Source organism: Paraburkholderia sp. BR13444 (genome assembly GCF_040948755.1).
GTDB classification, from domain to species: domain Bacteria; phylum Pseudomonadota; class Gammaproteobacteria; order Burkholderiales; family Burkholderiaceae; genus Paraburkholderia; species Paraburkholderia youngii.
In genome coordinates this window covers 332,300-350,837 of the sequence record NZ_JBFPKM010000005.1, presented here as the reverse complement: position 1 = coordinate 350,837, position 18,538 = coordinate 332,300, and the positions used below count along the sequence as shown (strand labels likewise).

Genomic DNA, 18,538 nt, shown 5'->3' with positions numbered 1-18,538 from the left:
TGCGTTAGTACAGCGTGGCGCGCACGCGTTCGGGAAGCTCGCGATCGTAGGCGGCCGCGTCGAATTTTTCGCCATCGTTCGCGGCGAAGATGTGTTGCAGGATCTCGCCCGTGCTCGGCAGTTGCGAGCGCTCGATATGCCGCGCCGGGTCCCACAGCCGCGAGCGCACGATCGCCTTCGAGCAATGAAAGTACACGGCCTCGACGTCGATCAGCAACACGGTGCGCGGCAGTTTACCGTCGACGGCGAAACTGTCCAGCAGCGCCGCGTCGTTCGAGATTCGGCCGCGGCCGTTCACGCGCAAGGTCTCGCCGACACCGGGGATCACGAACAGCAGCGCGACGCGCGGATCGGCGATGACGTTGCGCAAGCTGTCGAGCCGGTTGTTGCCGGGACGGTCCGGCAGCGCGAGCGTGCGTGCGTCGACGACGCGCACGAAGCCCGGCGCATCGCCGCGCGGCGAGCAGTCGAGACCGGCGGGGCCGCTCGTCGCGAGTACCGCGAACGGCGCGGCCCCGATGAACGCGCGATAGTCGTCGTTGACACAGGGGATCTCTTTGCGCAGCGAGCGCTCGGCTGGCTGTGCGTAGAGGGCTTCGAGTTGTTCGATCGTCGTCAGCATGCGGTTTCCTCGGGTTTTAATTGTGATTCGCGGAAGGTACTCGTTTTCAAGCGCCCGCCAGCAACCCGGCGAGCGCGCTCAAGGTATCGCCGCACGGCGCGGCCATCTTCAGCGACAACAGCGGATCGGCGCGCGTGCGGCCCAGATTGATCGCCGCGATCGGCTTGCCCTGGCGCTGCGCCCACACGCAGAAGCGGTAGCCGGAATACACCATCAGCGACGAGCCCGCCACCAGCACCGCGTCGGCCGCATCCAGCGCATGCGACGCCGCAACGACCCGCGCCTTCGGCACGTTCTCGCCGAAGAACACCACCGACGGCTTCAGCAGCCCGCCGCAGTTCGAGCATGCCGGCACGCGAAAACCGCCGAGATCGTGCCACTCGAGATGCGCGTCGCCATCGGCGGCGGCTTCGGCCGTGACGTCGAGCAGTGCGGGGTTATCGGCTTCGAGCGTCTGCTGGATCGCCGCGCGCGAATGCTGCATGCCGCAGTCGAGACAACTGACGCCGTCGATGCCGCCATGCAGCTCGATCACGTCGCGGCTGCCCGCGCGCTGATGCAAGCCGTCGACGTTCTGCGTGACCAGCGTCGGCACGTGACCGGCCGCTTCGAGCCGCGCGAGCGCGACATGCGCGGCATTCGGTTGCGCGCGCGCGACCAGCGGCCAGCCGACCATGCTGCGCGCCCAGTAGCGCTGACGCATCGCCAGCGTGCCGAGGAACTCCTGCAGCGTGATCGGCGGCGAGCGCTTCCATGCGCCGTTGTCGTCGCGATAGCCGGGAATGCCGGAGTCGGTGCTGATGCCCGCGCCGGTCAGCACGAACAGGCGCGGATGACGCTGCACGAAGCGATGCAGATCGTCGAGCGTGTGCGGGTCGGCGAGGGATTCGGTCGGCGTGAGCTGAAGGTCGGTCATGACGGGGACGTGGAGTTGCTTGCGCGCATCAGCGGTGTGGGTTCGGTTTGCCGCGCCGGGCTGTCGAGCGGCGCGCGTCCGCCTGCGGCTTCGACTTCGCGCCTTGCGTGTCCAGCCGCCGCGCTGGCCGCGCTTTCTGCGCCTGCCGCTTCTGCCACGCAGCCAGCGCGATCTCGTAGCGCTCCAGTGCTTCGTCGTAGAGATCGAACACGCACTGCGTGCAGCCGCTGTGACAGCAGTCGTCGAGATCGGGCCGCACGGGCGGCTGCGGCGGCGGGTCGTCGCTGGGTTTGGCGCGTGGCACGGCGCTTGGTTTGCTTAGAGAGACAGCGGAGCGCCCAGTATAAGTTGAACCCGCGCGCCCCGCTCCCGCTTGCGAGACGGTGCTGCGCGCCGCTCAGCCGCGCCCGACGAACGGCATTTTGCTCGCCATGATCGTCATGAACTGCACGTTCGCCGACAGCGGCAGGCTCGCCATATGCAGCACCGCGTCGGCGACATGCTGCACGTCCATCAGCGGCTCGACCGCGATCTCGCCGTTCGCTTGCGGCACGCCGCGCGCCATCCGCGCGGCCATCTCGGTTCCCGCGTTGCCGATGTCGATCTGCCCGCACACGATGTCGTATTTGCGGCCGTCGAGCGACACCGCTTTCGTGAGCCCGGTGATCGCGTGTTTGGTCGCCGTGTAGGCGGCGCTGTTCGGACGCGGCGCGTGCGCGGAAATCGAGCCGTTGTTGATGATGCGGCCACCGCGCGGGTTTTGCGTCTTCATCAGCCCGAACGCCGCGCGCGTGCACAGGAATACGCCATTCAGGTTGGTGTCGACGATCGAGCGCCATTCGTCGATGCTCACTTCGTCGAGATCGACGGGCGAGCCGTTGCGTCCCGCGTTGTTGAACAGCACGTCGAGCCGGCCGAAGCGCGCGCGGATCGTGTCGAATAGCGCGGCGACGCTGTCGGCGTCGGTCACGTCGCACGACACCGCGAGCGCTTCGCCGTGCTGCGCTTGCGCTTCCTGCGCGACCGCATCGAGCCGGGCCTGGCGGCGTCCGGCGAGCACCACGCTATAGCCGTGCTTCGCAAGCGTCAGCGCGCACGCGCGGCCGATGCCGCTGCCCGCGCCTGTCACCAGCGCCACTTTGCCGTTTCCTGTTTGCCACATCGCGCATCTCCTGTCGTATTGGGTCGCGACGCGCGCTTTTTCCGGCAACCGGTCCGATCGCCATCGACACGCGCGCCGCTTTTCGCTCCGAACCATACAACAGCGAATCGGCGATCGCAAACCGCGGGAGTCTTTCAGCGCGCTTTCACCTGGTACGTGACCACCGAGCGCGGCACGTCGACGCGTGCAACAGTGGTATCGTTCGCGGTTGCGCATCGCGCGCAAGATTCACAGCCTTCCCTGGACGGACGAAGGCGTACTGGAAGCACGTTTCGATGAATGAATGCCCGAACCCGCCGCGCCGCTGGCCGCGTAGCCGCAACTCCGCACTGCTGAACGGCACGATCGGCTGGCACGTGATCGTGCTGATCGGCGTGGCTGTTGCACCAGCCGCGTGGCCATGGTGGCTCGCCTCGATCATCGCGAATCACGCGCTGTTTACGATCACCGGACTGTTGCCGCGCACGAAGCTGCTCGGACCGAACTGGACCCGACTGCCCGCTAGCCCGCGCAACGCGGATGCGATCGCGCTGACCATCGACGACGGCCCCGATCCCGTCGTCACGCCGAAAGTGCTCGATCTGCTCGACGCGTTCGACGTGCGGGCGACGTTCTTCTGCATCGGCTCGAAGGTCGAGCGCTATCCGCAACTCGCGCGTGAGATCGTCGCGCGTGGACATGCGCTCGAAAATCATTCGCAGGTGCACGTGCATACGTTTTCGGTCACGTTTCCGCACGGGTTGACGCGCGAGATCGCCGCGGCGCAACGCACGCTCGAATCCGTCAGCGGCGCGCGGCCGATGTTCTTCCGCGCGCCCGCCGGACTGCGCAATCTCTTTCTGGAGCCGGTGCTGCGCAAGCTCGATCTGCGTCTCGCCGCGTGGACACGGCGCGGCTACGATACGCGCGAGCGCAACCCGCACGTGGTCGCGCGGCGGCTGCTCGATGGCCTCGCCGCGCGCGACATCCTGTTGCTGCACGATGGCAACGCCGCGCTGACCATCGAAGGCCAGCCGCTGATTCTCGCGGTGCTGCCGAGCGTGATCGAAGCAGCGCGCGAGCGGCATCTGCGGTTCGTCACGCTGCGCGAAGCGCGCGTCGATGCGTGACGACACGCGTGAAGTGACACTCGGTGCGAACAGCGCTACACGCGAAAATCCGCCGCCATCTCCTCATCGGTACGCGCTTCGAGCTTGCCGGCGCGACACGCTTTGATGAACACCTCGTAGTCGCGCTCGACCTGATCCGCGTAGGCACTCGCGTAGCCGCTCAGCGCTTCGGCGAACTGATCGCCGCGGCCGATGTACGCGCTGATTTCGATCGCCTGCCCGCTCGCCTTCGCATGCGCGCGCGCCATGATCCAGCCGCATAGCCTCGCGTAGCCGTCGAGCAGATCGCTGTCGAACAGCTCGATATTCGCGGACAGCTTCATGTCGCGCAGTTGGCGGAAATAGAACTGCCGCCCGTGCGGCCCCGTCCCCCAGCCGAGGAACACGTCGCTCGCGGTTTGCAGCAGCCGCTGACCTTGCACGACGCGCTCGCCCTGATGCTTGACCGTCGGCGACTTGTAGAACTGCGCGATCACCGATGGCCGCGCCTCCTTCAGCTGGAGGAACAACGGCTCGCCCATGTGATCGACGAGCAGCACGACCAGACAACGCGTGCCGACGCTGCCGACGCCAGCCACCTTGAACACGACGTCGTGCCTCGTGAACTGGTCGAGCAGATCGCGCCTATCGTGCGACATCGACTTGCGGTACTCCTCCCACACCAGCTCGATCATCTTTTCGATGTTGCCGGTCCGGTAGGTTTCGGTTTCCTCGGCCGTAAACAGCGTGTTCGCACCGAGCACATGAAACAGCGCGGGCGGCGCGTCGTGGAGGGTCCAACGAGTGCCGTCGAACGACGCCATTTTTTGCAGCAGGCTTTCATGCGTGCGGCTCGCGGCCTTTTCCATGGCACGCCGCACCGCGCGCCGGCGCTCGGGCGTCAGTGCGATCTCGGCCATGCGGTCGAACGTGATGCGGTCGTACCACAGATCGAGCGCGCCGAACTGCGCGTATTGCGCGACGCGATCGCGATACGAGCCGACCGCGGTCATCACGAGACTCTCGGCGGTGCCGCGGCTCAGGCGCATCTGCCGCGCGGCCACGACGAGGCTCGCGCACAGGCGTTTCAGGTCCCATTCGAACGGGCCGATCGACACTTCATCGAAATCGTTCAGGTCGAAGACCAGTTGCCGCTCGGGTGTCGCGAAGCCGCCGAAATTCATCAGATGGCCGTCGCCGCAGATCGGCAGGCTAAGACCGCTGTCGTGCACCTTGCTCAGATCGTGCGCTTGCAGAATCGCACTGCCGCGATGAAACGCAAGCGGCGAGGCTGCCATGCGCCCATAGCGCAGCGGCACCAGATTCTCGACGCGCTCCGCGCTGCTTCGTTTCAGCAGCTCGATCGGATCGCGGCGCAACTCGCCGACCGCCCGATGGCTCGAGCGTTTCGAATGCTCGCGTGCGGCGCGGCCGCGCGCTTCCCGTTCGGCAATGGTGCTGGCTCTCATGCTTTCTCTCCGCTTCTTTGCGATTCTTCAACCGGCGACGATTGAGACTGCTTGCCGCGCGTGGCGCCGTTAATAGCGAGGGCTGCAGTCGCGATCATAACGGGTCGGAACACAACACGGTTAAGCGCGTTCGTCGTCAGCAATCCGACCTCCGTAGTACCCCGTAGCATTTTCGCAACCGCCGGCTCGCATGGGCGCGAAAGCACATGCGAGCGAGCGCGCACCGCGCGTAGAATCGAGCGCATGCGCCCTACCCTCGTTCCGCAGCGCGAGTCCGAGTTGCCGCTGCATACGCCCAGTGTGTCGTCGCTGACGTTGGCGGCGGTGATTGCGCTGATCGCGTGGATGGCGATCCTCGCGCAAGCCGACCTGACGATCGATCGCACGCTCGCTCGCGGTCTCACCGTGTTCGACGCGCTCGCGCGCATGAGCAGCTACCTCACCAATCTGACGGTGCTCGCCAGCGCCTTCTGCTTCACCTGCGTCGCGCTGTGGAAGCACCGCTCGCCACTCGTGCGCTTTTTCCGGCAGCCGACCGTCGTGACCGCGGTGGTCGCGTACATGGTGTTTGTCGGCATCGCGTACAACGTGCTGTTGCGCGGACTTTGGCCGCTGTCGCCCTACCGGCGCATGCTCAATGAGTCGCTGCACAGCGCGCTGCCATTGCTCGCCGCGCTCTACTGGGTGCTGTTCGTGCCGCGCTTTCATCTGCGCTTGCGTCACTGCCTGCTATGGCTCGTCTATCCGCTCGCCTATCTCGCCATCACGTTCTGGCGCGGCAGCCTGTCGGATTTTTATCCGTATCCGTTCATCGACGTCGAATCGCTCGGGCTGCGCCAGGTGCTGGTCAATTCCGCGCTGCTGTTCGGCGGTTTTCTGATGCTGCTGGCCGTGCTCGTCGGCATCAATTCCAGGCGCCGACGATGATGTTCCAGCACATTCCATCTGGCCGGATGCATTGCGCCGCGTTGCCGGGCGCACTTCTTGCACCCGTTTCGTCACTGACGCAGGCTGACGCCGCACCGGCGCGGCTTGCGCGGCGCCCTTGTGCGGGCGCGTTGCAATTGCAGCGCGCCCGCACGTAAATATGACAACAGGAGCGATGCATATGGACACGAATTCAGCGGCAGGCGCGGTAAAGGAAGTCGCCGGCAAGGTGCAGAGCGCAGTCGGCGACGCAGTCGGCGACACCAGCGCGCAGGTGGCGGGCAAGGCGCGCGAATTGAGCGGCAAGGCGCAGCAGTTATGCGCGAACACGACGAGCCTCTTGCGCGACACGACGGCCGAAAACCCGTTCACGACGCTGGCCGTCGTCGCACTCGCCGGGTTCGTGATGGGCGCGCTGTGGTCGCGCGGCGGTCGCGACTACGACTGATGCAGGCGCGGCGCCGAATCGTCGGCGCCGAACGACAGTGCGAAGCAGTCGCACCAAAGCGGGCGATCCGCGGCAAGCGGTTCGCCCGCTGCTTTACTAGCCGCTCTGCTTTACTAGCCGCTCTTCTTCTTGCGGCCGGCGCCCATCTCCAGTTCGATCCATGCGGGCGCATGATCGCTCGCATGCGGTTCGCCGCGCACCCAGCGGTCGACGCCCGCGTCTCGCAGACGCGGCGCGAGATCGGCGCTCAGCAGCAGATGATCGATGCGCAACCCCGAATTCGTGTCCCAATGACGGCGGAAATAATCCCAGAACGTGTACACACGTTCGTCGCCGAAATGCGTGCGCAGCGCATCGGTCCAGCCTTGCGCGAGCAGCTTTCGATAGCGCTCGCGGCTCTCCGGCTGCAACAGCGCATCCTTTAGCCACGAGCGGGGGTTGTAGATGTCTTCGTCGGTCGGCACGACGTTGAAGTCGCCGGCGATCACGACCGGGTGGCCGCTCTTGTAGAGCTGCGCCGCATGCGCGATCAGATGATCGAACCACGCGAGCTTGTAGTCGAACTTGGGGCCCGGCTGCGGATTGCCGTTCGGCAGGTACAGACACACGATCAGCACGCCGCCGACCGCGGCCTCGATGTAGCGGCTATGCGTGTCGTCTTCGAAACCGGGCAGACCGCGCCGCCGTTCGAGCGGCGCTTCGCCTTTGGCCAGAATCGCCACCCCATTCCATGCGCTCTGGCCTTGCCAGACGGCGCCATAACCGGCTTCGCGCAAGGCGTCGACGGGAAACGCGCTATCCACCGCCTTCAGTTCCTGCAGACACACGACGTCCGGCGCCTCGCGCTCGAGCCATTGAAAAAGCGCCGCCTGGCGCGAGCGGATTCCATTGATGTTGAACGTCGCAATGCGCAGCTTCGCCATGATCGTCCCTCCGTCGCCTGTGGCACCGCGAGCACCGACCCCATTTTGGCCCGGTTGGCCCGTTCCAAATTTATCACCCGCAACTTTCCATCCAGCTCGAAGCTGTCGACATCCGCAGCGAAGCTACCCGCAAGTCTGATGAATGGCGCCGAAAGCATATGCTAATTGGAAGGTAAGAGGATGTGTATTGCATTATAATTTTGTGCGCCCATGATCCGCCGGCACGATGCCGACTCTGGCGAGGCGGGTTGCCCGCCTGTTTTTTACTGACTGTCTTCAAGTCGTTTCAATGGAAGCTGCAATGAACGCTGCCCCCGCCTGCCCGCAATGCGCGATGGAAAACACCTACCCTGACGGCACGCTGTACGTGTGCGCGGACTGCGGTCACGAATGGTCGGCAAACGCTGGCGCCGATGCGAACGATGAACCCGCCGGTAGCGTCGTCAAGGATGCGAACGGCAACGTACTGGCCGACGGGGATTCGGTCGTGCTGATCAAGGATTTGCGCGTCAAGGGTTCGTCGATCACGCTGAAGATGGGCACCAAGGTGAAGAGCATCCGGATCGTCGGCGGCGATCACGAAATCGACTGCAAGACCGACGCCGGCAGCTTCATGCTCAAGGCCTGCTTTCTGAAGAAGGTCTGACGGGCCGTTCGCCGTTGGCGGCCCCGCTCGAGCGCGGTTCGCACTGCATGATTCAATCGACTGGTTGGCTACCCGAGCATACCGAGAATGGCTGAGGATCGAACCTCGTACGACGCGTTCGTCAAATTCCTGTCCACGCCAATCAGTGATGGGCAACCGTTCGTGCTGGAGACGCAGCACGCGGTGTCGCTACACTTCGATCACTTCTCCACTCAGAGCTTCATGTCGCTCAGCAACCCGGAGAAGCTCACGCTCGGCTATACCCGCGCGATGATGGGATTTCTGTTGCTGCAGCCCGCCCCCACGCACATCTGCATGATCGGACTAGGTGGGGGTTCGCTGGCGAAATATTGCTATCGGCATCTGCCCGAGGTCGCGATCGAAGCGGTCGAGATCAGCCCCGAGGTGATCGCGCTGCGCGACGTGTTCAGGATTCCGGCGGACGACGCGCGGTTCAAGGTGGTTTGCGCCGATGGCGCGGACTACCTGATGCAGGATGACATCCGCACGGACGTGATCCTGCTCGATGCGTTCGTCGCAGAAGGGATCGCGAGCCGCTGTGCAAACCTCGCATTCTTCGCCGCGTGTCGCGAACGACTGACCGAGACGGGCGTCCTCGTCATCAACTTCACGGACGATGATCCGGCCATACCGCAGCACCTCGAGTGGCTGAGATCCGCATTTGGCGTTTGCTATGCGCTCGTTCGGTGCGGCGACGACAGCAACTTCGTCGCGTTCGCCTGGAAAAGCGGGCATCGTTTGCCGCCCAGACAAGTGCTATTCGAGCGTGCCCTCTCGTTCGCGTTTGCAGACGAACTCAAACTATCCGTCACTGCGCGCCGCCTGAAAGAGGGAGAGCGCCTCGATCCCAAGCGGTTGATCTGGCGTGAGCAAGGACAGGGGCACTGGGAAATCGGCGGTTGACCGGCGCGAGGCGTCAACCCGGGGCGTTACTTTCCGCGCTTGGCAAGCGGGCTCTTGGTCTTGTAGGTCACGCCGTGACGCTCGAGATACTCGCGGATCAGTTGGCGGACGACTTGTGACGGCGTCAGATCCTGCGCCGAGCAGAGCATTTCGAATGCCTCTTTCTTGGCGGGGTCGATCAGGACGGTCAGGCGTGCGGTTTTCGTTTCCATTGCGAGGACGAGTCGGCAAATATGCTAACCAAATTATAATGCATTTGCTTTCGGCGGCACGACCAGAACCGGCATTTCACGCCAGCATTCTCCCGTCCTCGCGTGAGCTCAGTGCCTGCGCTGCAACCGGCAGAGACAGGTCAACAGATCATCGACGACGGGCACGATCGCCAGCGTGACCAGTGCGCCAGCGAGCGGCACGGTCGACACGTAGCCCACATGCTTGAAACCGATTGCGCCGATCAGGCCGCCCACGAAAAACGACGCGAGCATCGTGCCGTGGATCCTCAGCTTCGCGCGATTTGCGATGACCGCGTGCTCGTCGTCGACGAGCGCCGACCGATTCCAGTAAAAAAGCTTACCCAACTCGATACCGAGGTCCGTGACGATGCCGGTCATGTGTGTGGTCCGGATCTCCGCACCCGACAGCTTGGTGATCATCGCATTCTGCAGCCCCATGATGAAGCACAGCAGGATCACGGTCAGGGGGACGAAGAACGCTTCGCGTAGCGCGAGGTGGCTGCCGAGCAGACCGAACAGCAACAGCAGCGCGGCCTCGACCACCAACGGCAGCACGTACTGGCTTTGCAGGCTGCGGCGGCGTCCCCAGTTGACGAGCACCGCCGAGCACCCCGCTCCGACCAGAAACGACGCCAGCGAACCAATGCCAGCCAGCACGAGCCGGAGGTCGCCGAGCGCCGCCTGATCCGCGATCGCCGACACGATGCCGCTCATGTGCGACGTGTATTGCCTGACCGCGAGAAAGCCGCCCGCATTGGTGGCGCCGGCGACGAAGGCAAGAGAAAACCCGAGCTGACGGTTCGCGCTCGTGCTGCGGTGTTTTCCCGTCAGGCTTCGAAAGTACTGCGCAGGCATAGGATCACTCAATCGCTTGGAGCAACGGCAAAGACGTGGCAAAGACGTGGCGAACATGTGGTTCACATGATAATGGCATTATCATATCCTGTTATCCAGATTGGTTTCTGATGTCATAATGCGATTCGAGTGAGGCCGGCAAGCCGGAGCTCATTCCATGCTCCTCGTCCAAACCGAGCGTACTGGAGACATTCCGGATGGCACCTTTCCCGGTCGTCCATTTCGTCCTGCTGGTCGCAGCCGCCTGGCTCGCGATCGGCACGCTGGGTCTCGGAGTTCTGCATCGCACGCGATTCGTCGCTCACGGACTGTTTCCGCTCGGCGCGCTGGGAGGGCTGCTGCTGGGTGCGGCGGGATTCGCCGCCATCTTCACCGAACCGACCACCGCGGTGCTGCCTATCGGCCTGCCCGGGTTGCCGTTCCATCTGCGCGTCGATGCGCTATCGGGCTATTTCCTGTTCGTGCTGGGTGTCGTCAGCGCGGGGATCGGCGCGTTTTCCGCCGGTTATTTCCGCAAGGGCGAAGGGTCGGCGCCAGGACTCATCTGCTTCGAGTACCACGTTTCTATCGCGAGCATCGCGCTCGTGCTGATCGCCGACGACGCCTATGTGTTCATGGTCGCCTGGGAAACGCTGACGCTGTCCGCGACGTTCCTCGTGATGACCAATCATCGGCTCGGCGAAATCCGCCGCGCAGGCTACCTGTATTTCCTGATCTCCCACGTCGGCGCGCTCGCGCTGCTGCTTTGCTTCGGCATCCTGCAGGCGCGCACCGGCGACTACACGTTTGCCAACCTGCGCGCGCAGTCGCCCGACGCGTTCTGGGCCTCGCTCGCCTTCCTGTTCGCGCTGGTCGGATTCGGTGCCAAGGCGGGCGTGTTCCCGTTGCACGTGTGGCTGCCGGACGCCCATCCCGCGGCGCCATCCCCTGTATCGGCGCTGCTCAGCGGGTTCGTGCTGAAGGTCGGTCTGTATGGCCTGATCCGCACCGTGTTCGACCTGCTGCACGTGCAGATCGCCTGGTGGGGCGCGCTGCTGCTCGTGCTGGGCATCGGCACCGCGCTGCTCGGCGTGGTGTTCAGTACGATCCAGGTCGACATGAAGCGTCTGCTCGCGTATTCGTCGATCGACAACGTCGGCCTGATGATCGTCGCGCTCGGGCTCGCGGTGCTGTTTCGCGCGTACGGGATGACGGAGCTGTCCGCGCTTGCGCTGACCGCGATGCTCTACCAGATCGTCGCGCATGCAGCCTTCAAGAGCCTGCTGTTCCTCGGCACCGGGGCCGTCCTGCATGCCACCGGGGAGCGCAATCTCGGCAAGCTCGGCGGCCTGATCCGTGTTATGCCGTGGACCGCCTGGGCCGTGCTCACGGGCGTCGCGGCCAGCGCTGGCTTGCCTCCGATGAGCGGCTTCGTGGCGGAGTGGCTGCTGCTGCAAAGCTTTCTGTTCACGCCCGGTCTGCAGAATTCCGTGCTGGCGATGACGGTGCCGATCGCGGCCGCGCTCGTCGCGATGACGGCAGCGCTGGCCGGTTACACGATGGTCAAGTTCTTCGGCATCGTCTTCCTCGGGCAGCCGAGAGAAGCGAAACTGAGTCGCGCACACGACGCGAACAGATGGGAACGGCTCGCGTTCTGCTGGTTCGCGGTGGCCGGTGTGCTGCTCGGACTGATGCCCACGCAGTTCGTCAAGGTGCTGGACCGGGTCACGCGCGTGCTCGTCGGCGCCGGAATCGGCGCGGAGAATCATGGCTGGCTGATCTTCGTGCCGGTATCGACCGCGCGGGCGAGCTATATGCCCGTCGTGTTCATGCTGTTTTTCGTCGCCTGCTGCGGCCTTGCGTGGGTGCTGGTGCGGCGCTTCTACCACGGTCGGCTGCGACGGGCCGCGCCGTGGAGTTGCGGCTTCCCGTTCACGACTGCGCGGATGCAGGACACGGCGGAAGGCTTCGGGCAACCGATCCGCGAGATTTTCGCGCCGCTGCTGCGCATCGAGCGGCAATTGCCGTCGCCATTCGACGCGCAGCCGGCCTACCGGGTCTCGGTCGCCGACCGCACGTGGTCGATTCTGTACGAGCGTATCGCGGCACTCACGCAACGCGCGGCGGAATGGGCGGGTCGGCTGCAGACGGGCCGGATCGCCGTGTACCTGACCTACAGCTTCGCCGTGCTGATCCTCCTGCTGATGCTGGTGAGACGATGGTGACTGTATCCGGCGTGCTGTCGCAAAGCCTCGAGATCATCGTGGCGCTTGCCGCGGCGCCACTGCTCACGGGCTGGGTCAACCAGTGCCGCGCGTGGCTGCAGAACCGGCGCGCGCCCAGCATCTGGCAGCCTTACCGGATGCTCCACAAGCTGTTCAACAAGGAGTCGGTCGTCGCTCGTGGCGCGAGTCCGGTGTTCCGTGGCGCGCCCTATGTCGTGTGGGCCGCGATGACGCTCGCCTGCGCAGTCGTGCCGACGCTGTCGACCGAATTGCCGCTGTCTCCCGCCGCGGATGCGATCGCGCTCGTCGGCCTGTTCGCGTTCGCGCGCGTCGCGCTGTCGCTAGCGGCAATGGATGTCGGCACGGCATTCGGCACGCTCGGCGCGCGCCGCGAGATGCTGGTCGGTTTCCTCGCGGAACCGGCCCTGCTGATGGTGCTGCTGTCGGCCTCGCTGATCACGCAGTCGACCCTGCTCACGAGCATCGTCGCGACGCTCGGCCACAGCGAGCTGACCATCTACCCGAGCCTGGCGTTCGCCGGCATAGCGTTCACGCTGGTGTCGCTCGCCGAGAATGCGCGACTGCCCGTCGACAATCCAACCACTCACCTCGAGCTGACGATGATCCACGAGGCGCTGATCCTCGAATATTCGGGGCGGCACCTCGCGCTGATGGAATGGGCAGCCAGCCTCAAACTGTTCGCCTACTCGTGCATCGGTATTGCGCTGTTCATGCCGTGGGGGATCGCCGCGGCGGGTAATCCGCTCGCGCTGCTGTTCGCGGTGCCGGCACTGTTCGTCAAGCTGATGGTCGGCGGCGCCGCGCTGGCGGTGGTCGAGACCGCCAACGCGAAGATGCGGATTTTCCGGGTTCCGGAGTTCCTTGCGACCGCCTTCCTGCTCGCCGTGATCGGCATGCTCGTCCATCTGCTGCTGGGAGCCTGAATGCACGCGTACGCGACGCAACTGATCAATTTCCTCGCGGCCGTGCTGCTGATGCTGTCGTTCGCGATGCTGAGCCAGCGCCGCATCCTGTCGCTGATCCATCTCTATACGTTGCAGGGTGTGGCGCTGGTGCTGGCAATCCTGATCCTCGGTTTCGTGACGGATGATGCGCATCTGTACGTGTCGGCCGGACTGACGCTCCTGCTGAAGGTCGGCGTGATTCCGTGGATTCTGTATCGGCTCGTGCGCAGGCTCGACATTCAGGCCGACGTCGAACCGCTGATCAACATTCCGACCACGCTGCTGATCGGCATCGTGCTCGTGATCATCGCGTTCAACGTCGCGTCGCCGATCAGCCAGCTCGCGACGTCGGCCGCGCGCGGCACGCTCGGGATCGCGCTTGCGTGCGTGCTGTTGTCGTTCATGGCGATGATCACGCGCGCGAAGGCGGTTCCCCAGGTGATCGGCTTCCTGTCGATGGAAAACGGGCTGTTCTTTGCGGCCACGGCCGCGACCAACGGCATGCCGATGATCGTGGAACTCGGCATCGGACTCGACGTGCTGGTCGGGATTCTGATTCTGGGCGTCTTCATGTTCCAGATTCGCGAGCAGTTCGACAGCCTGGACATCCATCACCTCGAGAAACTCAAAGATGAATGACGCCCACGTCGTGCTCGCCGTGCTCGGCATTCCGCTCTTGGCGGCCGCATGTCTCGCGGGCGTGCGCCCCGCTCCGGTCGCGCGCAACCTGAACGCCGGCTTCAGCTTCGTGACGTTCGCGGCGACGCTGGTGCTCGCCGCGCGCACCGTCGAACGCGGACCGTCGTTCGCGTTCGACCGTGCATTCTTCGTCGATCCCCTGAACGTGTACCTCGTCGCGCTGACTGCATTCGTCGGCTGGACGACGTCGCTGTTCTCGCGGCCATACATGCAGATCGAAGAGGCGCGCGGGCGGATGACGGCCACGCGGATGCGCCTCTATCACAGCATGTACCAGTTGTTCATGTTCGCGATGCTGCTCGCGCTGCTGACCAATAACCTGGGCGTGCTATGGGTCGCGATGGAGGGCGCCACGCTCGCCACCGTGCTGCTCGTCAGCGTGTATCGGACCGCCGCGAGCCTCGAGGCCGCCTGGAAGTACTTCATCCTGTGCGGTGTCGGCATCGCGCAGGCCTTGTTCGGCACGATCCTGCTGTACCTCGCCGCGAGCCGGCAACTGAGCGACGGCGATGCGCTGCTGTGGACGAGCCTTGCAGCCGCCAAGACGCACCTGGACCCGTCCATCGTGTCGATCGCCTTCGTGTTTCTACTGGTCGGCTACGGCACGAAGGTCGGACTCGTGCCGATGCACCACTGGCTGCCGGACGCGCATGCCGAAGGCCCGACACCGATCTCAGCGGTGCTGTCCGGGCTGCTGCTGAACGTCGCGCTGTACGCGGTGCTGCGCTGCAAGGTGCTGGCGGACGGCGCGCTCGGCAATGGCCTGCCGGGACGATTGCTGGTCGGGTTCGGGCTCGTGTCGGTGCTGATCGCGTCGTTCTCGCTGTTTCGGCAGAAGGACGTCAAGCGGCTGTTTTCGTATTCGTCGATCGAGCACATGGGACTGATGACGTTCGCGTTCGGCCTCGGCGGCCCGGTCGCGACGTTCGCCGGTCTGCTGCATATGACCGTCCATTCCCTCGTCAAGTCGGCGATCTTCTTTGCGGTCGGCCACGCGGCGCAAAAGGCGGGGACCCAGGCGATCGAAGGCATTCGCGGGCTGCTGCAGGTCAGCCCGACGGTTGGCTGGGGCATGATGCTCGGCGCGCTCGCGATTCTCGGACTGCCGCCGTTCGGCGTGTTCGCAAGCGAATTTCTGATTCTGACGACCGCGATGAACACGCTACCGTGGACAGCGCCGCTGTTGCTGCTGGGCCTCGCCGTTGCGTTCGCGGCGATCTTCGCGCGCGTGCAGCGAATGGTGTTCGGCGAAACTACGACGGCCAAGCCGCTCGAGCATCGCCCCGCACCGCTGCCGGTATTCGTGCATCTCGGCTTGGGGCTGATGCTGGGGCTCTATGTGCCACCGTATCTGGCAACGTGGTATCGCCAGGCCGCAACGATGTTGGCGGGGTGACGGATGCGACTCGAATGGATGCAACTTGCCGCCACCCGCCTCACACATCGTGCGGGCCAGATTCCAGCAGCAGTGGTGAGTGCTGATGAATCAGCGTGGCTCGAGCTTGCGCGCACCGCGGGAGCGGAGCAGCGGCGCCTCGTTGCAATGTGGGGCAGCGAAGCAGTCGAACACGGTTTCTCGGTGAACGCCGCGTACGAATGCGATGACGGCATAGCGTGGGTGCGCCTGCCGATCGGGCGTCAGCAGAATGCCGGTGGAGACTATCCCGATCTCGCCACCGTTTTCCCGTGCGCGACTCGCATGCAACGAGCGATCTTCGATCTGATCGGCCTGCGCGCGCGTGGCGCCCAGGACACGCGCGCGTGGCTCAATCACGGCAACTGGCCCGATGATTATTTCCCGCTGCAAAGGCAGGCGACCGGTGTCGAAGCTTTCGAATCGAGCGAGGCGGACTACCCGTTCGTGCAGGTTGCGGGCGATGGCGTACACGAGATCGCTGTCGGGCCGATTCATGCCGGCACCATCGAGCCGGGGCATTTCCGCTTCTCGGTCGTCGGCGAGAAGGTGCTGCGCCTCGAAGAACGTCTCGGCTATGTGCACCGCGGCGTCGAGCGTCTGTTTGAACGTACTCCCGCATCGCACGGTCATCGGGTTGCCGCGAGGATTGCGGGCGACTCGACCGTCGCGTTCTCGTGGGCCTTTTGCATGGCGCTCGAGCAAGCCAGCGGCACGCAACTGTCGAAGCGCGCCCTGCATCTGCGTGCGCTTCTGCTCGAACGCGAACGCGTGGCCAACCACCTTGGTGACCTCGGCGCGCTCGGGAACGACGCTGGGTTCGGCTTCGCACTCGCGCAATTCTCGCGGCTCAAGGAGGACTGGATACGCACGAACGCCCGCCTATTCGGACATCGGTACCTGATGGATCGGATCGTGCCGGGCGGTGTATCGGTCGATGTTCGCCCCGACGACGCGGCGGTGGTGACCGAGCAATGCGAACGCATCGAACGCGAGGTTCACGTGATGCGCAAAGTCTACGAAGACCAGTCCGGGCTGCAGGATCGGTTCCTCGGCACGGGACGATTGACGCCCGCTGTCGTCGAGCATTTCGGCGTGCGTGGCATGGCCGCCCGCGCCAGCGGCCGAACCTTCGACGTTCGCGCGAACTTGCGCGCTGCTCCGTATGACGACATGGCGGTCAATGCGGTCAGCGATGCGCGCGGCGACGTTGCCGCACGCGTCGCCGTGCGCTTCGCCGAAATCGATGAATCCCTGCGCCTGATCCGCACGCTGCTGACCAATCTTCCCGATGACGGTCCCGCGGTCGTCGCCATGACGCCTGCAACGGCGCACGCGCAAGGCGTAGGCTGGGTGGAAGGCTGGCGAGGGGACGTATTCGTCGCCCTCGATCTCGCCCCGGGCGACGTCATCGGCCGATGCCATTGCCACGATCCGTCATGGCAGAACTGGCCGGCGCTCGAGCACGCGATCATCGGCAACATCGTTCCCGATTTCCCGCTGATCAACAAGTCGTTCAACCTGAACTACGCGGGGCACGATCTCTGATGTGGCAACTGATCCGGCAATTCGCGCGCACCGATTTCCCCGACGAACCCGCGCCGGCGGCGGAAGACGCATGGCTTCACGAGGAGCGACGCATTCGTGGGGACATACTCGATCTGCTCGGGCGGGCGCTGTGCATCCGGCAGATCGATGCGGGTTCATGCAACGGTTGCGAGCTGGAGATTCACGCGCTGAACAACCCGTACTACAACATCGAAGGGCTTGGCATCAAATTCGTCGCGAGTCCGCGGCATGCGGACCTGCTGCTCGTGACCGGGCCGGTGACGCTGAATATGTGCGCGGCCCTGCTCGCCGCGTACGACGCGACCCCCGCTCCGAAACTCGTCGTTGCCGCCGGCGAGTGCGCATGCACGGGCGGCATTTTTGCCAATAGTTACGCGGTGTGCGGCCCGGTTTCGTCGATCTTGCCGGTCGACGTGACGATCCCCGGATGTCCGCCGCCGCCGATCGATTTGCTGCGAGGCATCCTCACAGCCTGCCGGGCGCGTTGAGCCGCAGGTCGTTTTCCCCAGTGCAAAACGTGCAACTTTGCCCGTTTTGCGCGACTCCACACGGGCTCCATCCTGATCATTGCGCATATTGGCCTGCGTTTATTGCGCGGATCGGCTTTGCGTTTGCAGCGCGTCTTTAATACCGTTGTAGCTGCACCTGCAACGGCACTTAAATTGCTGCTCAATGGTTTGTGTCAACGCGATGCGTTGGACATCGACGCGTCGTCAGCCTGCATTGACCTTTCAATGGAGTCAACAGATCGTCATGACCACCACGCCTACAGAATGTCAGCATTGCGGGGACACCCCCGCTTCAGAGTCGGCCGCCGAGCAAACCATCACACCTTCCCAACCGTCACGCCGCCGCTTCCTGCAATCGGCGGCGGCCGCCGCGACGATCGGCGCGGCGCCGAATCTGCGCGCGCAAGCGCAGGCACCCGCCGCACCCGCGCCGCAAAGCAACCCCGTGGTGCCGCCGCACCCCGTTACATTGACCGTCAACGGCCGCGCATACGCGCTACAGCTCGAACCGCGCGTGACGCTGCTCGACGCGTTGCGCGAATACGCCGGTCTGATGGGCACGAAGAAAGGCTGCGACCGTGGTCAATGCGGCGCCTGCACGGTGCTCGCCGACGGCCGCCGCATCAACTCGTGCCTAACGCTCGCGGTCATGCATGAAGGCGAGAACATCACGACCGTCGAAGGACTCGCGAGCAACGGCACATTGAGTCCTGTGCAGGCCGCGTTCATCGAACACGATGCGTTCCAGTGCGGCTACTGTACGCCCGGGCAGTTGTGCTCGGCGACCGCCCTGCTCGGCGAATTCCGCAGCGGCACGGCGAGCACCGTGACCGCCGACGTGCGCTGGCGTCCCGCCGCGCTCACCGACGACGAAATCCGCGAACGCATGAGCGGCAACATCTGCCGCTGCGGCGCGTACGTGAACATCGTCGCCGCGGTGCGCGCCGCGCACGAGCAAGCCTGAC

20 protein-coding genes are annotated in these 18,538 nt (G+C 64.7%); 12 read left to right on the top strand and 8 right to left on the bottom strand.

The annotated features are described in order from the left end of the window. Window positions 1-4 precede the first annotated feature (4 nt). The 4 genes from AB3X95_RS17445 to AB3X95_RS17430 form a co-directional block, all read right to left on the bottom strand. Complete coding sequence (locus AB3X95_RS17445) at window positions 5-622, bottom strand: pyridoxamine 5'-phosphate oxidase family protein (RefSeq protein WP_368622021.1); 618 nt, start codon at window positions 620-622, stop codon at window positions 5-7. Between the two features lie 46 nt (window positions 623-668). After that, complete coding sequence (locus tag AB3X95_RS17440; RefSeq protein ID WP_368622020.1) at window positions 669-1,538, bottom strand: NAD-dependent protein deacetylase; 870 nt, start codon at window positions 1,536-1,538, stop codon at window positions 669-671. A gap of 28 nt (window positions 1,539-1,566) precedes the next feature. Next, entirely contained in the window at window positions 1,567-1,842 is a 276-nt protein-coding gene (locus AB3X95_RS17435) for an oxidoreductase-like domain-containing protein (RefSeq protein WP_176120739.1), read from the bottom strand. Between the two features lie 93 nt (window positions 1,843-1,935). Further along, entirely contained in the window at window positions 1,936-2,700 is a 765-nt protein-coding gene (locus tag AB3X95_RS17430) for an SDR family oxidoreductase (protein ID WP_176120738.1), read from the bottom strand. A 275-nt stretch (window positions 2,701-2,975) separates the two neighbouring features. Between AB3X95_RS17430 and AB3X95_RS17425 the strand changes: the two genes are divergently transcribed. Beyond that, the gene (locus AB3X95_RS17425) at window positions 2,976-3,809 is read left to right on the top strand and encodes a polysaccharide deacetylase family protein (protein ID WP_176120737.1); all 834 of its coding nucleotides are present in this window, start codon (window positions 2,976-2,978) and stop codon (window positions 3,807-3,809) included. Window positions 3,810-3,844: 35 nt separating this feature from the next. On the opposite strand, the gene AB3X95_RS17420 is transcribed toward AB3X95_RS17425, so the two are convergent. Further along, window positions 3,845-5,257, bottom strand: a complete 1,413-nt coding sequence (locus tag AB3X95_RS17420) for a DUF2252 domain-containing protein (protein ID WP_368622019.1) — start codon at window positions 5,255-5,257, stop codon at window positions 3,845-3,847. Between the two features lie 243 nt (window positions 5,258-5,500). Between AB3X95_RS17420 and AB3X95_RS17415 the strand changes: the two genes are divergently transcribed. Together AB3X95_RS17415 and AB3X95_RS17410 are read left to right on the top strand one after the other, a co-directional pair. Then, a complete protein-coding gene (locus AB3X95_RS17415; protein WP_184228532.1) occupies window positions 5,501-6,184 on the top strand; it encodes a Pr6Pr family membrane protein in 684 nt (227 codons plus the stop codon). Between the two features lie 181 nt (window positions 6,185-6,365). Then, window positions 6,366-6,632 (top strand): CsbD family protein, encoded by a 267-nt coding sequence (locus AB3X95_RS17410; protein ID WP_176120734.1) that lies wholly within the window; start codon window positions 6,366-6,368, stop codon window positions 6,630-6,632. A 113-nt stretch (window positions 6,633-6,745) separates the two neighbouring features. Here AB3X95_RS17410 and xth read toward each other — a convergent pair whose 3' ends face one another. After that, complete coding sequence (gene xth / locus AB3X95_RS17405) at window positions 6,746-7,555, bottom strand: exodeoxyribonuclease III (protein ID WP_176120733.1); 810 nt, start codon at window positions 7,553-7,555, stop codon at window positions 6,746-6,748. A 301-nt stretch (window positions 7,556-7,856) separates the two neighbouring features. Between xth and AB3X95_RS17400 the strand changes: the two genes are divergently transcribed. Next, window positions 7,857-8,201 (top strand): zinc ribbon domain-containing protein YjdM, encoded by a 345-nt coding sequence (locus tag AB3X95_RS17400; RefSeq protein ID WP_368622018.1) that lies wholly within the window; start codon window positions 7,857-7,859, stop codon window positions 8,199-8,201. A gap of 87 nt (window positions 8,202-8,288) precedes the next feature. Continuing rightward, window positions 8,289-9,125, top strand: coding sequence for a spermidine synthase (locus AB3X95_RS17395; RefSeq protein WP_176120731.1), 837 nt, complete (start codon window positions 8,289-8,291; stop codon window positions 9,123-9,125). A gap of 26 nt (window positions 9,126-9,151) precedes the next feature. On the opposite strand, the gene AB3X95_RS17390 is transcribed toward AB3X95_RS17395, so the two are convergent. Both AB3X95_RS17390 and AB3X95_RS17385 read right to left on the bottom strand, forming a co-directional pair. Further along, window positions 9,152-9,337 carry a CopG family transcriptional regulator gene (locus AB3X95_RS17390; protein ID WP_090809355.1) on the bottom strand — a complete coding sequence of 62 codons (186 nt, stop codon included), beginning with the start codon at window positions 9,335-9,337 and terminating at the stop codon, window positions 9,152-9,154. 108 nt (window positions 9,338-9,445) lie between these two features. Then, window positions 9,446-10,213, bottom strand: coding sequence for a YoaK family protein (locus tag AB3X95_RS17385; protein WP_368622017.1), 768 nt, complete (start codon window positions 10,211-10,213; stop codon window positions 9,446-9,448). Window positions 10,214-10,410: 197 nt separating this feature from the next. On the opposite strand from AB3X95_RS17385, the gene hyfB reads away from it, so the two are divergent. From hyfB to AB3X95_RS17350, 7 genes are all read left to right on the top strand, one after another. Continuing rightward, window positions 10,411-12,417 carry a hydrogenase 4 subunit B gene (gene hyfB / locus AB3X95_RS17380; protein ID WP_368622016.1) on the top strand — a complete coding sequence of 669 codons (2,007 nt, stop codon included), beginning with the start codon at window positions 10,411-10,413 and terminating at the stop codon, window positions 12,415-12,417. Then, on the top strand, window positions 12,411-13,361 hold the full coding sequence (locus AB3X95_RS17375; RefSeq protein ID WP_368622015.1) for a respiratory chain complex I subunit 1 family protein: 951 nt from the start codon (window positions 12,411-12,413) through the stop codon (window positions 13,359-13,361). The genes hyfB and AB3X95_RS17375 overlap by 7 nt, the downstream gene beginning before the upstream one ends. Beyond that, window positions 13,362-14,021 (top strand): formate hydrogenlyase, encoded by a 660-nt coding sequence (locus tag AB3X95_RS17370; RefSeq protein ID WP_368622014.1) that lies wholly within the window; start codon window positions 13,362-13,364, stop codon window positions 14,019-14,021. It abuts the gene before it with no gap. Then, window positions 14,014-15,477 (top strand): hydrogenase 4 subunit F, encoded by a 1,464-nt coding sequence (locus AB3X95_RS17365; RefSeq protein WP_368622013.1) that lies wholly within the window; start codon window positions 14,014-14,016, stop codon window positions 15,475-15,477. Before AB3X95_RS17370 ends, AB3X95_RS17365 begins: the two co-directional genes overlap by 8 nt. A gap of 3 nt (window positions 15,478-15,480) precedes the next feature. Then, a complete protein-coding gene (locus AB3X95_RS17360) occupies window positions 15,481-17,043 on the top strand; it encodes an NADH-quinone oxidoreductase subunit C (RefSeq protein WP_368622012.1) in 1,563 nt (520 codons plus the stop codon). Continuing rightward, window positions 17,043-17,552, top strand: a complete 510-nt coding sequence (locus tag AB3X95_RS17355) for an NADH-quinone oxidoreductase subunit B family protein (protein ID WP_368622011.1) — start codon at window positions 17,043-17,045, stop codon at window positions 17,550-17,552. The genes AB3X95_RS17360 and AB3X95_RS17355 overlap by 1 nt, the downstream gene beginning before the upstream one ends. Before the next feature lie 265 nt (window positions 17,553-17,817). After that, entirely contained in the window at window positions 17,818-18,537 is a 720-nt protein-coding gene (locus AB3X95_RS17350) for a (2Fe-2S)-binding protein (RefSeq protein ID WP_368622010.1), read from the top strand. The last annotated feature ends 1 nt before the right edge of the window (window position 18,538 follow it).

Bases quoted from the DNA above. Each gene is read 5' to 3' on its own strand.
- AB3X95_RS17445 (WP_368622021.1), bottom strand. From the start codon at position 622: ATGCTGACGACGATCGAACAACTCGAAGCCCTCTACGCACAGCCAGCC.
- AB3X95_RS17440 (WP_368622020.1), bottom strand. From the start codon at position 1,538: ATGACCGACCTTCAGCTCACGCCGACCGAATCCCTCGCCGACCCGCAC.
- AB3X95_RS17430 (WP_176120738.1), bottom strand. From the start codon at position 2,700: ATGTGGCAAACAGGAAACGGCAAAGTGGCGCTGGTGACAGGCGCGGGC.
- AB3X95_RS17425 (WP_176120737.1), top strand. From the start codon at position 2,976: ATGAATGAATGCCCGAACCCGCCGCGCCGCTGGCCGCGTAGCCGCAAC.
- AB3X95_RS17420 (WP_368622019.1), bottom strand. From the start codon at position 5,257: ATGAGAGCCAGCACCATTGCCGAACGGGAAGCGCGCGGCCGCGCCGCA.
- AB3X95_RS17415 (WP_184228532.1), top strand. From the start codon at position 5,501: ATGCGCCCTACCCTCGTTCCGCAGCGCGAGTCCGAGTTGCCGCTGCAT.
- AB3X95_RS17410 (WP_176120734.1), top strand. From the start codon at position 6,366: ATGGACACGAATTCAGCGGCAGGCGCGGTAAAGGAAGTCGCCGGCAAG.
- xth (WP_176120733.1), bottom strand. From the start codon at position 7,555: ATGGCGAAGCTGCGCATTGCGACGTTCAACATCAATGGAATCCGCTCG.
- AB3X95_RS17400 (WP_368622018.1), top strand. From the start codon at position 7,857: ATGAACGCTGCCCCCGCCTGCCCGCAATGCGCGATGGAAAACACCTAC.
- AB3X95_RS17395 (WP_176120731.1), top strand. From the start codon at position 8,289: ATGGCTGAGGATCGAACCTCGTACGACGCGTTCGTCAAATTCCTGTCC.
- AB3X95_RS17390 (WP_090809355.1), bottom strand. From the start codon at position 9,337: ATGGAAACGAAAACCGCACGCCTGACCGTCCTGATCGACCCCGCCAAG.
- AB3X95_RS17385 (WP_368622017.1), bottom strand. From the start codon at position 10,213: ATGCCTGCGCAGTACTTTCGAAGCCTGACGGGAAAACACCGCAGCACG.
- hyfB (WP_368622016.1), top strand. From the start codon at position 10,411: ATGGCACCTTTCCCGGTCGTCCATTTCGTCCTGCTGGTCGCAGCCGCC.
- AB3X95_RS17375 (WP_368622015.1), top strand. From the start codon at position 12,411: ATGGTGACTGTATCCGGCGTGCTGTCGCAAAGCCTCGAGATCATCGTG.
- AB3X95_RS17370 (WP_368622014.1), top strand. From the start codon at position 13,362: ATGCACGCGTACGCGACGCAACTGATCAATTTCCTCGCGGCCGTGCTG.
- AB3X95_RS17365 (WP_368622013.1), top strand. From the start codon at position 14,014: ATGAATGACGCCCACGTCGTGCTCGCCGTGCTCGGCATTCCGCTCTTG.
- AB3X95_RS17360 (WP_368622012.1), top strand. From the start codon at position 15,481: ATGCGACTCGAATGGATGCAACTTGCCGCCACCCGCCTCACACATCGT.
- AB3X95_RS17355 (WP_368622011.1), top strand. From the start codon at position 17,043: ATGTGGCAACTGATCCGGCAATTCGCGCGCACCGATTTCCCCGACGAA.
- AB3X95_RS17350 (WP_368622010.1), top strand. From the start codon at position 17,818: ATGACCACCACGCCTACAGAATGTCAGCATTGCGGGGACACCCCCGCT.